Below are 13,522 nucleotides of genomic sequence, written 5' to 3' on the forward strand. Positions count from 1 at the left end.
GCCGCGGGTGTCGTCCTTGTCAGGCGGCCGGTACCAGGCCGTAGGCGGCCAGTTGCTCGACGCTGCCGCGGTGCTGGATCAGCCGCGGGTCGTTCAGCGGCAGGCGCTGGCCCAGTTCGCTTTCGAGAATAGCCTGCAGCCTGGTGTTGTCGACCCGGCCGTCGGCGTCGATGGCGGGCTTGAGCTTGGCAGGGTCGACTTGGGCGGTGTGGCCCCCTGGGTAGTAGATGGCGCCCGTGGCGAAGTCGATGCCGAAGGCGATCAGGCCGGGAATGACATAGAAAAGAATACCGATGGCGTCCATGGCGGCGACAACAGGGTCGATCTTGCCTTCGATCTGACCGCGACGGTCTGGGTAGAACAAGGTGCCGCAGGCCGTCAGCTGGATCAGCAAGGTGGCGATGAGTGCGCCACCGATGACGCGGGAATGGATGCGCATTTGAATCTCCGAAAAGTAACCACGAAGGGGCAGGCCAAAACGCCTGCGCCTGCTACTAGGACCATGGCAGGGCAGGCCCGGTTCGCCGTTATACGCGGGCGATGGTTCCAGGGCCATCATGATTTCATTACCAATCGATGCCGTTCTGCCTGCCCTTGGCGGCTCTCGGACACGGCGAGGCTGTGCACCTGCAAAGAGCGGAAACATCAGCTCAGCTGAGAAATCTTTTTTAGTAACGACACACGAATGGCGTTGGCATGTACTGGGGGGCAAGTGTGCGGGTAGGTCTACCTGGATATTATTTTATGATAATGAAATTGTCACCCAGTAATCGCAGGTTCTAATTGTCTGCTCATCAATGTTTAACTGGGTTTTACATTGTTTTTGTGCGGGTATTGACAAGTTGAACTTTTTCTTTGACGCCGGTTTTTTGATTGCTAGTATCCCCGCAAGCGACCCGTTATTTAGTGTGCTTGAGAAGTCCGATCGCGACGGGTTTACGCTGACCTCTTGCACCTTTTACAAGTGTGCTCGGGACGCTTGGAGAAAGGGCGCGAACCCCGATGACGGGTAACAGACAGGGAGTCTCTAAGGTGATCAGGTCCCTCTGCGAACGCAGGTTCTATTGTCTCACCCCCATGCAGCATGTCGTTGCAATTCCCTTATGCAATTCAAACTCAACGCTCACTGGGCGCGTGAAATATCACGTGCCCAGTGAGCGCTCGGGTGTGGGCTAGGTCCAGCCTCTGGACTGAATCTTTTTATATAACTTTCGCTCATTCGAATGCCCAGTCGCCTTTTAAGCGGCTGCGCACGCGTTCGGGTTGCTTTGTTATGGGATTGACTAGCTGAAGCAAAGACAGGTGTGCGATGAATAATATTGTAATTGTCGACAAGGCGACGGGGGCGGCGACCGAACATGCGTTCGGTAACGTCGCCCTGAACGGAACCAGTATTGTAAAAGTGCCCATTAGCCCGAGTAGCATCCAGTCGATGCAACAGTCGGGCACGAACCTGGTCATCACGCTCAAGTCCGGTGGCACGGTCACGGTCCAGAATTTCTTTGTGGCCAGTGGCGAGGCCAACCAGTTGGTACTGGAAGAGGCCGATGGGACCCTGCTCCTGGGAAGTTACTCTTCACCGTACTCCGGTTTTACCTTTAGCGAGATCGGCGCCCTTGATGATCTGACCGCTGCCGCGACGCCGGACTGGGTGACCTGGGGGTTGAGTCTGCTGGGGGTTGGCGGCCTTGCCTCGATGTTCTTCCTCAATGGTAGCGGAAGCAGTAGCGGCAGCGGCGGCGGCGGTGATGCCAGTTCGACTACACCGGATGCGCCTACCGACCTTGCTTTCAATAGTGCCGGAACGGTACTGAGCGGCAGGGGCAAGCCGGGTTTGACTGTGACGGTCAAGGACGCGAATGGGCAAGTCATCGCCACAGGGATCGTGGGCTCGGATGGCAACTTCCACGTCAACCTGAATACCCCGCAAACCAATGGCGAAACAGTCGAAGTCACCCTCACTGACGCTGCTGGCAATGTGTCCCCTCCCAGCACGATCACCGCAGACGACACCACGGCCCCCAATGCGCCGACAGATTTAGCCGTCAGTGCCGATGGCACCACCGTCAGCGGCAAGGGCGAACCCAATACCACCGTCACCATCAAGGATGCCGATGGCAAGGTGATCGGTACCGGTACCGTAGGTCCCGATGGCACCTTCGAAGTTGTGCTGAATTCCCCCCAGGTCAACGAAGAAACCCTCACGGTGACGTTGACCGATGCTGCAGGAAATATCTCGGCCCCAGTCGAAGTAACTGCACCAGATATTGATGACACGGACGCTGACGCTGACGCCGATGCTGATGCTGATGCTGATGCTGATGCTGATGCTGATGCTGATGCTGATGCTGATGCCGATGCCGATGCGGATGCTGATGCTGATGCCGATGCCGATGCCGATGCCGATGCCGATGCGGATGCGGATGCCGACGCCGACGCTGATGCTGACGCGGATGCTGATGCTGATGCTGATGCTGATGCTGACGCGGATGCTGACGCCGACGCGGATGCCGATGCCGACGCCGACGCCGACGCCGATGCTGACGCCGATGCTGATGCTGATGCTGATGCTGATGCCGATGCCGATGCGGATGCTGATGCCGATGCCGATGCCGATGCCGATGCCGATGCCGATGCCGATGCCGATGCCGATGCCGATGCGGATGCCGACGCCGACGCTGATGCTGACGCGGATGCTGACGCGGATGCTGACGCGGATGCTGACGCCGACGCGGATGCCGATGCCGACGCCGACGCCGACGCCGATGCTGACGCCGATGCTGATGCTGATGCTGATGCTGATGCTGATGCTGATGCTGATGCTGATGCTGATGCGGATGCGGATGCGGATGCGGATGCGGATGCGGATGCGGATGCCGACGCCGACGCCGACGCTGATGCTGATGCTGATGCTGATGCTGATGCTGATGCTGACGCGGATGCCGACGCGGATGCTGACGCCGACGCGGATGCTGACGCCGACGCGGATGCCGATGCCGACGCTGACGCCGATGCGGATGCGGATGCGGATGCGGATGCTGATGCTGATGCTGATGCTGATGCTGATGCCGACGCCGACGCCGACGCTGATGCTGACGCCGACGCCGACGCCGATGCCGACGCCGACGCCGACGCTGATGCTGACGCGGATGCTGACGCCGACGCGGATGCCGATGCCGATGCCGATGCCGATGCCGACGCGGATGCCGATGCCGACGCCGACGCCGACGCTGATGCTGATGCTGATGCTGACGCGGATGCCGACGCGGATGCTGACGCTGACGCTGACGCTGACTCGGATGCTGACGCCGATGCCGATGCCGATGCCGATGCCGATGCCGACGCTGACGCCGATGCTGATGCTGATGCCGACGCGGATGCTGATGCTGACGCGGATGCTGACGCCGACGCGGATGCCGATGCCGATGCCGATGCCGACGCCGACGCCGACGCCGACGCTGACGCCGATGCTGATGCCGATGCCGATGCCGATGCCGACGCGGATGCGGATGCCGACGCTGATGCTGATGCTGATGCTGACGCGGATGCGGATGCCGACGCTGACGCTGACGCTGACGCCGATGCTGACGCCGATGCTGACGCCGATGCGGATGCGGATGCGGATGCGGATGCGGATGCGGATGCTGACGCTGACGCTGACGCGGATGCTGACGCTGACGCTGACGCTGACGCTGACGCTGACGCTGACGCTGACGCTGACGCTGACGCTGACGCGGATGCTGACGCCGATGCTGATGCCGACGCCGACGCCGATGCCGATGCCGATGCCGATGCCGACGCGGATGCGGATGCCGACGCCGACGCTGATGCGGATGCGGATGCGGATGCGGATGCGGATGCGGATGCCGATGCTGACGCCGATGCGGATGCGGATGCCGATGCCGATGCCGACGCCGATGCTGATGCTGATGCTGATGCTGATGCTGATGCTGATGCTGATGCTGATGCTGATGCTGATGCCGACGCCGATGCGGATGCCGACGCCGACGCCGACGCCGATGCCGATGCCGACGCCGATGCTGACGCCGATGCCGATGCTGACGCCGATGCCGATGCTGATGCCGATGCCGACGCCGACGCCGACGCCGATGCCGATGCCGATGCCGATGCCGATGCCGACGCGGATGCGGATGCCGACGCTGACGCTGACGCGGATGCTGACGCCGATGCGGATGCGGATGCTGACGCTGACGCGGATGCTGACGCGGATGCTGACGCCGACGCGGATGCCGATGCCGACGCCGACGCCGACGCCGATGCTGACGCCGATGCTGATGCTGATGCTGATGCTGATGCTGATGCTGATGCGGATGCCGACGCCGACGCCGACGCGGATGCTGATGCTGATGCTGACGCGGATGCCGACGCGGATGCTGACGCCGACGCGGATGCCGATGCCGACGCTGACGCCGATGCGGATGCGGATGCGGATGCGGATGCGGATGCCGACGCTGACGCCGATGCTGACGCCGATGCGGATGCCGATGCCGATGCCGATGCCGATGCTGATGCCGACGCCGATGCGGATGCCGACGCCGACGCCGATGCCGATGCCGACGCCGATGCTGACGCCGATGCCGACGCCGATGCTGATGCTGATGCTGATGCTGATGCTGATGCTGATGCTGATGCTGATGCTGATGCTGATGCTGATGCTGATGCTGATGCCGACGCCGACGCCGACGCCGATGCGGATGCCGACGCCGATGCCGACGCCGATGCCGATGCCGACGCCGACGCCGATGCTGACGCCGATGCCGATGCCGATGCCGATGCCGATGCTGACGCTGACGCCGATGCCGATGCTGACGCTGACGCCGATGCCGACGCTGACGCCGATGCTGACGCCGATGCGGATGCGGATGCGGATGCGGATGCTGACGCTGACGCTGACGCTGACGCTGACGCTGACGCGGATGCTGACGCCGATGCGGATGCTGACGCTGACGCTGACGCTGACGCGGATGCTGACGCCGATGCTGATGCCGACGCCGACGCCGACGCCGACGCCGACGCCGACGCCGACGCCGATGCCGACGCCGATGCTGACGCCGATGCCGATGCCGATGCCGATGCCGACGCCGATGCTGATGCTGACGCGGATGCCGACGCGGATGCTGACGCCGACGCCGACGCCGACGCCGATGCGGATGCCGATGCCGACGCCGACGCCGATGCCGACGCTGACGCTGACGCCGATGCCGACGCTGACGCTGACGCCGATGCTGACGCCGATGCTGATGCCGACGCCGACGCCGACGCCGACGCCGACGCCGACGCCGATGCCGATGCCGATGCCGATGCCGACGCGGATGCGGATGCCGACGCTGACGCTGACGCGGATGCTGACGCCGATGCGGATGCGGATGCTGACGCTGACGCGGATGCTGACGCCGATGCGGATGCTGACGCCGATGCGGATGCTGACGCCGACGCCGACGCCGATGCCGACGCGGATGCGGATGCCGACGCTGATGCTGATGCTGATGCTGATGCGGATGCTGACGCCGATGCGGATGCTGACGCCGATGCTGATGCTGATGCCGACGCCGACGCCGACGCCGACGCCGACGCCGACGCCGATGCCGATGCGGATGCCGACGCGGATGCGGATGCCGACGCTGATGCTGATGCTGACGCCGATGCTGATGCTGATGCTGATGCCGATGCCGATGCCGATGCCGATGCCGATGCTGATGCCGACGCCGACGCCGACGCCGACGCCGACGCCGACGCCGACGCCGATGCCGATGCCGACGCTGACGCGGATGCTGACGCCGATGCTGACGCCGACGCCGACGCCGACGCCGACGCCGACGCCGATGCCGACGCCGATGCCGACGCCGACGCCGATGCTGACGCCGATGCCGATGCCGATGCCGACGCCGATGCTGATGCTGACGCGGATGCCGACGCGGATGCTGACGCCGACGCCGACGCCGACGCCGACGCCGACGCCGACGCTGACGCTGACGCTGACGCTGACGCTGACGCCGATGCCGACGCTGACGCTGACGCCGATGCTGACGCCGATGCGGATGCGGATGCGGATGCGGATGCTGACGCTGACGCTGACGCTGACGCTGACGCTGACGCTGACGCTGACGCTGACGCGGATGCTGACGCCGATGCCGATGCCGATGCCGACGCTGACGCCGATGCTGATGCTGATGCCGACGCGGATGCTGATGCTGATGCTGACGCGGATGCCGATCTGGAAGCCTTCGACGACGTCGCAACTGCCGAACTGACCGTAACCCCGGTTACGACCAACACCGGGCTCGACAGCATGAACGTGTTCACGCTGCTGGGAGTAGGTGGCATTCAGCTCGGTGTGCCTGAGTTGTCGCAGGAGTTCACCGTAGCGGATGAAAGTACCGGCACCTTGAACCTGTCCTTCGGCTCCGGTGATCTTGCCTCCGTGCTGGGTAGCGGGTTCACTGCGGTACTCGAGGTCAGCGACGGAGCTGGCGGCTGGATTCCGGTAGACCAGGGAAGCGTAGGCGGTGGCTTGCTCGATCTGCTTGGGTTGTTCGGTTCGGGTAACACCAGCGCGAAAATCGAAGGCCTGGCAGCAGGTGAGTATCGCTTCACGCTCTCCATGGACCCCGCCCTGGTGGCAGTTGGCGCAAGCGCCACGGCACAACTGAGCGTCGATAACGCCAGCCTGGTCGATTTCACTGCAACAGGCGGTGAGGTCAGTGGCAATGTCATCACCGACGATGGCTTTGCAGGCGTGCCGGACTCCCCAGGTGCGGCAGGGGATGCCACGGTCACGGCCGTCAACGATGTGGAGATCGGTGACGATCCTGCGGTCGGTACCGTTGTGCACGGGCTGTACGGTGACCTGACGATCTTTGCCAATGGCGACTACAGCTACACGCCAAATGGCGATGTGGCGAACATCGGCAAGGTCGATACCTTCGAGTATCGGCTGGAGACAGCGGCAGGCGGCACGGCTTCGGCCACCCTCTACGTGCGCATCGACGGCAGCGACTCGACGGTGACCTGGAGCCCTGACGATCCGTCGGCGGAGGGTGTTGTGGAGGTGGTTGCCACCGATGACATCGGAACGGCAATGATCGACCGCGACAACCTGGTAGAGACTGAAAGCCTGACGGCATTGCAGTACTCGACGCCGCTGCTCATCGGTACCGGGAGAGGTACTGGCGCGGAGATCGTAGTGGAGGCCGATACTACGGCCGACCTTACCGTCAGTGTCCAGTTCTCCGGCGTTGGGTTGTTCCCGACAACCACACTCACGTTGGAGGTGTTCAACGGAACCAGCTGGGTGTCCACGGGCCAGACCACGACCAGCTCCAACTTCACCTTCACCGGGCTGGAGGCCGGTACGTACCGGGTGACCGGGGCAACGGGGGCCGTATCGTTGGCGGGTACGATTACCGTCAGCCAGACGCTGACCACCACCTATGCGAATGAGTTCGTCACGGGCGAGGCCATCGCTGCAACGGGCAACGTCCTGGCGCAGAGTGCTCACTCGCCGGCAGACAGCCTCGGCTCGACGCTGGCAGTGCTGAGTGTGTTGGTCGATGGGGTCTACGTCATACCGGGTCAAACCGGAGCCGTGGTGCAGGGTCAATACGGCACGCTGACGCTGCACGCGAACGGTGATTACGTCTACACGCCGACCCCAGGCCTGGCACTGGCTGACCTCGGCAACGTGGACAGCTTCAGCTACAAGATCACCGCACCGGGTGGCCAGGAGGACACCGCAACCTTGTACGTACGCCTCGACTCGCCGGATCTTGATTTTGTCTGGGACGATGACAATCCAGGCGATCCTGCCACCGAAGCCCCAGGCTTCGCAGCAGCCTCGCCGCTGGATGACGCGTCACACGCCACGATCGAGGGCGGCATCGAAGGTACCGCAAGTGCCGAAGGTGCTGATCAGACGGCAGCCCATGACACCGGGTTCGTACCGGTGGGTGGCGCGGCTGGCCCTGACACGCTGTTGTGGGAGGGTGACGATGCGACGATCAACTTGAGCTTGCTGGTCGGTAATGTCAGCGACATCGAGAGCATCGACCTGAACGACTTCAGCGCGGTCGAGCTGACCGTGAGTCTGGAAGACCTGGTGGCAGTGACGGCGCCCGAGACGGATAGATTGTTTATCCAGGGCGACGAGCAAGACAGCGTCCATCTGACCGGTGACTGGTCGATGGTTTCCACTCAACTGGAGAATGGACAGGAGTACGTGGTGTACGTCAGCCAGGAAGATGAAACCCATCAACTCTGGGTACAGAGCGGTATCAACGTGGTTTGACCATGTTGCAGGCGCAGAGCGTCAGGCCGTAAGGCCTGGCGTTCTCTGCTCATTCCGTTAGCCATCAACCGTAACGCCAGGGCGGCGTATTGCTCACCGCCCGGGCGTTACACCCTGACGTTGAGTGATGCCGTGCATGTTCCTGAAACCGAATGGGCTGCATGGCAAGTAAGCGCCAATCTTTTTCAGCCCAAGCTGATAATGGAGCATTACTTGAAACCCAAGGATCGGTTCGAGTTCCTGTTTGTGGCGTTGTTGGTCTTCGCCGTACAACCATTGAATATCGAGAGGGCCGTGGCACTGACACGTGACTACGAACCCGAACATATCAATTCCATCAGCCCAAGCGATGTGGGCAAGCATTTACCGGGTGACTCATTCGGTGCCGGCCAGGTGGCCGCCCCCAGGAATGTGGTGCCCGACAACCTCGACCTGTCGCGTGCCATCCAATTGGCCGTTGCCTGGCATCCTGCCATTGCAGAATCGATCGGTCAGCTTTACCAGCAACATGACAATGTCACCATCGCCCGGGCGGGTTATTACCCGCAGATTCGTGGCGGTTTCAACAGCGGTTATGACAGCGGCCTGACCGGTAATGGTCAAAGCCAGACCTTCACCCTGTCGGTCTCGCAGATGCTGTATGACTTCGGCAAGGTGGACAGTGCGGTGGACAGCGCAGTGGCCCGGGTCAATGGCCAGCAGGCTGCGGTCCTGCTGGCCATTGACCAGGTGGCGCGCGATACCGCCTTTGCCATGATCGAACTGCAGCGCTACCAGGCGTTGCTCGACATTTCTCGCGCGCAGGTCAAGGGGCTTACGGCCATCGCCGAGTTGGCCCAGCAGCGCAGCGATATGGGCGCCAGCACCCGCTCCGACATGATCCAGGCTCGCTCGCGGGTCGAGGCAGCCATTGCGACGCAACTTCAGTACACCGCGCTCTACAAGCGCTGGCGCACGGCCCTGGGCAACCTGCTCGGTACGCAGGCCCCAGTCAGTGTCAGCACCGCGATGCCTGCCGCTCTGCGCCAGTCCTGCCAAGGCATCGATGCTGACCAGGTGCTGACACCATCATTGTTGATCGCTCAGGCTCAGCAGGCCGATGCCCAGGCGCAAATTGCCCTGGCGCGGGCCGAGGGGTTGCCGACGGTTTCGTTGGATCCTTCGCTGACCCAGTACCTGGACAGCAACGATGAGAATGGCACTGTCGGCGGGCGTGATCGCACGCGCTACGGGATCTTCATCAACGTGGAGGTGCCGCTGTACCAAGGCGGCGCCATCACGGCCCGCAAATCGGCGGCCGCTCAGGCGCTGCGGGCTGCCGAGGCGGCCAACGATGCCGCGCGCCTGGCCGTGCGCCAGGGCTTGCTCGAGGCTCGCGACCAGACCTCCAGCCTCGAGCAGCGGCTGTCGACACTGGATTTTCGTGAGCGCAGCATTTCCGAAACCCGCGACTTGTATCGCCAGCAATACCTCGAGCTGGGCACGCGGCCGCTGCTCGACCTGCTGAACGCCGAGCAGGAAATCCACCAGGCTGCCATGGATCGGGCCAACACCCGCGCCGACCTGCATCGCCTGGAAATCGAGTGCCTCTATAACAGCAGCGCCCTGCGCACGGCGTTCAATCTGGACAGCAGTACGATCCAAGGTGTGGAGATTCGACCATGAACGATGCAGTGAACGTTGCGACCCCGAGCACCACTGACCCGCAGACCTTGGAGGTGGCTAACGCGCTCGACTACGAAGGCTGGCTGGAGGCGATATTGGCTGTCGCGCGGCACAATCGCTTGGATTGCTCGGCGCAGAATGTACGCATCGCCAGCCAGTGGAGCCAAGGGGCGAGTGTCGACCAGGTGCTGCGCCAGATGGCGCGCCAGGCTGGGCTGAGTCTGAAGATCGTCGCCTTCACCCCCGCGCTGCTGGCGCAGCGGCGCCTGCCCCTGGTGCTGCAGTTCGACGATGGCCAGATCGGCGTGCTGCAGACGATCAGCGACGACGAACTGGGGATCGTCTACAGCGGTGACCAGGGCCTGCAAAGCCGCATCAACCGTACGGACCTGGTCAATGCCGTGTGCAAGGTCCTGATTCTGCGACCGGCGCAAGCGGTCAGGGATTCCCGGGTCGACGATTACATCAAGCCTTACGAGAAAAGCTGGTTCAGGAACATCATCCTGCGCGACTTGCGCCCGTATGGCCATGTCATGTTGGCGTCGCTGGCGGCGAACGTCCTGGGGTTGGCCGGGGTGCTGTTCTCGATGCAGGTGTATGACCGTGTGGTGCCAGCCGAGTCGATGCCGACCCTTTACGTGCTGTTCGGTGGGGTGATGCTGGCGTTGTCTTTCGACTTCATCTTGCGCATCACACGCGTGCGGATCACCGACCTGCTGGGCAAACGCGCAGACATGCGGGTGTCGGACCTGGTCTTCGGTCATGCCATTCGCCTGCGTAATAGCGCCAGGCCGAAATCCACCGGTTCGTTCATCTCGCAGTTGCGCGAGCTTGAACAGCTTCGCGAGCTGATTACCTCGAGCACCGCCAGCGCCTTGGCCGACCTGCCATTCTTCCTGATGTTCCTGGTGATCTACTGGTTCATTGCCGGGCCGCTGGTGGCCGTGCCGCTTGGTTCTGTGTTGTTGCTGTTGATCCCGGGGGTGTTGTCGCAGCGCAGCCTGGCCAGGCTGGCCAACCAGTCGATGCGTGAAAGTTCGCTGCGTAGCGCCATGCTGGTGGAGACTGTGCAAGGCCTGGAAGACATCAAGATGCTCCAGGCCGAGCAGCGTTTCCAGCAACAATGGAACCACTACAACGCGACCGCTGCCGAGGCTGGCTTGCGCTTGCGCACGCTCACCAACGGGCTGGTGACCTGGACGCACAGCGTGCAGGGCGGCGTATTCGCGGTGGTGGTGGTGTTCGGTGCGCCAATGGTGATGGCGGGCGACATGACCACCGGTAGCCTGGTCGCTGCATCGATCCTGGCTTCGCGCATGGTGGCGCCGATGTCGCAGATCACCGTCGTGCTGACGCGTTGGCAACAGGCCAAGGTGGCCCTGCAGGGTTTGCATCGGATCATGCAGATGCCGGTCGACCAGGCCGATGGCAGCAAGCGTGTGCACCTGCCTGTGGTCCGTGGCGACTATGAGTTCAAGCAGGCGGTGTTCAAGTACAGCGAGGATGCACCCGTGCCGGCCTTGACGGTCAAGGACTTGAAGATCGCTCCAGGCGAGCGCATCGCGGTGCTTGGCCGTAATGGCGCGGGCAAATCGACCTTGCTGCAGGCGATGGCCGGCATGATCGATCTCAGCTCAGGGTCGCTGACGCTGGATGGCGTCGGCTTGGGTCACATCGACCCGGCCGATGTGCGCCGCGACGTGGGCCTGCTGACCCAGAACTCCCGGCTGTTCCACGGCACCTTGCGGGAAAACCTGGTGATGGGCACGCCCCACGCCAGCGACCAGGAGGTTCTCGACGCCCTGGCGCTGACCGGGGCGCTGGAGTTCATCAGCAAGCTCCCGCTGGGCATGGACCACATGATTCTGGAAGGTGGGCTCGGCCTCTCCGGTGGCCAGCGGCAGTCGCTGTTGCTGTCGCGGCTGATCATTCGCCAGCCGCAGATCGTGTTGTTGGACGAGCCTACCGCGGCACTGGACGATGTCAGCGAGCGCAAGCTGATCCAGAGCCTGGCGCAATGGGGTGCGCAGCGCACGCTGATCATCGCTACGCACCGGATGAGCGTGCTCAGCCTGGTGGATCGCATCATCGTCGTCGACAACGGTTCGGTGGTGATCGATGACACGAAGGACAACGCCATTGCCCGGCTTTCCAAACCCAGGAACCCGGTGCAGTGAGCCGGCTGCCCATGCAATTGACTGCACAGAAGGATAGCGCTGATGGCCAATGAAATGAGTGCTTCGAGGTGGCGCCAGGGGCAGGTCCAGGTGCCTCTGCTCGATGCGTCCCAGGGCGACGACCTGTCCCGCGACGACAGCCTCGATGACGCGACGGTGGTGCGTTCGATGCGTATCGTCTGGTACCTGGCATTGATGCTGCTGGCGTTCGGGATATGGGCCTACCTGTTTGAAATAGACGAAGTGTCGACCGGCACCGGCAAGGTCATTCCGAGTTCGCGCGAGCAGGTCATCCAATCGCTGGAGGGGGGCATCATTGCCGAGCTCAACGTGGCCGAAGGGGATATCGTCGAACAGGGCGAGATCCTCGCCAAGCTCGACCCGACCAAGACTGAGTCCACCTTCGGCGAGAGTGCGGCCAAGTACCGCGCGGCCCTGGCCAGCGTTGCCCGGTTGCAGGCGGAAGTGAATGGCACCGCGCTGACATTTCCCGAGGAGCTCAAGGCCTATCCAGCGCTGATGGCGGCCGAAAGCGACCTGTACCAGACCCGGCGCAAGGGGCTCGAAGAGTCTCAAGCGGGAGTCAGGACCTCCCTGGCGCTGGTGCGCAGCGAGTTGGAGATCACCGAGAACCTGGCCCGTGTCGGTGCCGCGAGCAACGTCGAGGTGCTGCGCCTGAAACGGCAAAAATCCGAGCTCGAGCTCAAACTCACCCAGTCCCGCTCCGAGTACCTGGTGCGCGCCGGCGAGGAGCTGGCCAAGGCCAACTCCGATGTGCAAACCCTGTCGTCGATCCTCAAGGGGCGTTCCGACTCGGTTTCGCGCCTGACATTGCGCTCGCCGGTGCGCGGGATCGTCAAGGACATCGAGGTCACTACCATCGGCGGGGTCATTCCTCCCAATGGCCGTCTGATGCAGATCGTGCCGATGGACGATCAGTTACTGATCGAGGCGCGCATTTCACCTCGCGACATCGCGTTCATCCACCCCAACCAGGACGCCAAGGTCAAGATCACGGCCTACGACTACGCCATCTACGGCAGCATGGATGGCAAGGTGGTGACGATTTCCCCCGATACCATCCAGGACGAAGTCAAACCCGAGGTGTTCTATTACCGCGTGTTCATTCGTACCCACGACAACGAGCTGCACAACAAGGCCGGCAAGGCGTTTCCTATCGTGCCGGGAATGATCGCGACAGCGGATATCAAGACCGGTCGCAAGACCGTGCTCGATTACCTGATCAAACCCATGAATAGGGCGCGTGAAGCCCTGCGCGAGCGCTAGGCGGTTCCCAGCCTTCGGGGCGGGTTGCCGCACAGAGAAGATGCAGCTTCCAGCTCTCGGCCAAATCAATGAGTGATGTTCTGTCTGT

5 protein-coding genes and 1 pseudogene are annotated in these 13,522 nt (G+C 62.8%); 5 read left to right on the forward strand and 1 reads right to left on the reverse strand.

Going from position 1 to position 13,522, the window contains the following annotated elements; translation table 11 throughout:
- Positions 1–19: 19 nt before the first annotated feature.
- Positions 20–439 (reverse strand): polyribonucleotide nucleotidyltransferase, encoded by a 420-nt coding sequence (locus ABFA30_RS03305; protein WP_225788670.1) that lies wholly within the window; start codon positions 437–439, stop codon positions 20–22.
- A gap of 870 nt (positions 440–1,309) precedes the next feature.
- Between ABFA30_RS03305 and ABFA30_RS03310 the strand changes: the two are divergent.
- The 5 genes and pseudogenes from ABFA30_RS03310 to ABFA30_RS03330 form a co-directional block, all read left to right on the forward strand.
- Positions 1,310–1,630 (forward strand): annotated as a pseudogene (locus ABFA30_RS03310) (BapA/Bap/LapF family prefix-like domain-containing protein); the annotation flags it as partial.
- Positions 1,631–6,310: 4,680 nt separating this feature from the next.
- Positions 6,311–8,305 carry a BapA/Bap/LapF family large adhesin gene (locus tag ABFA30_RS03315; RefSeq protein WP_410046026.1) on the forward strand — a complete coding sequence of 665 codons (1,995 nt, stop codon included), beginning with the start codon at positions 6,311–6,313 and terminating at the stop codon, positions 8,303–8,305.
- Between the two features lie 201 nt (positions 8,306–8,506).
- The gene (locus ABFA30_RS03320; RefSeq protein WP_253081532.1) at positions 8,507–9,970 is read left to right on the forward strand and encodes a TolC family outer membrane protein; all 1,464 of its coding nucleotides are present in this window, start codon (positions 8,507–8,509) and stop codon (positions 9,968–9,970) included.
- Positions 9,967–12,147, forward strand: a complete 2,181-nt coding sequence (locus tag ABFA30_RS03325) for a type I secretion system permease/ATPase (RefSeq protein ID WP_410045147.1) — start codon at positions 9,967–9,969, stop codon at positions 12,145–12,147. The genes ABFA30_RS03320 and ABFA30_RS03325 overlap by 4 nt, the downstream gene beginning before the upstream one ends.
- Positions 12,148–12,189: 42 nt before the next feature.
- Positions 12,190–13,434 carry an HlyD family type I secretion periplasmic adaptor subunit gene (locus tag ABFA30_RS03330; RefSeq protein ID WP_225790709.1) on the forward strand — a complete coding sequence of 415 codons (1,245 nt, stop codon included), beginning with the start codon at positions 12,190–12,192 and terminating at the stop codon, positions 13,432–13,434.
- Positions 13,435–13,522: the final 88 nt, after the last annotated feature.

The organism is Pseudomonas sp. HLMP, assembly GCF_046365545.1.
Lineage (GTDB): Bacteria > Pseudomonadota > Gammaproteobacteria > Pseudomonadales > Pseudomonadaceae > Aquipseudomonas > Aquipseudomonas guariconensis_B.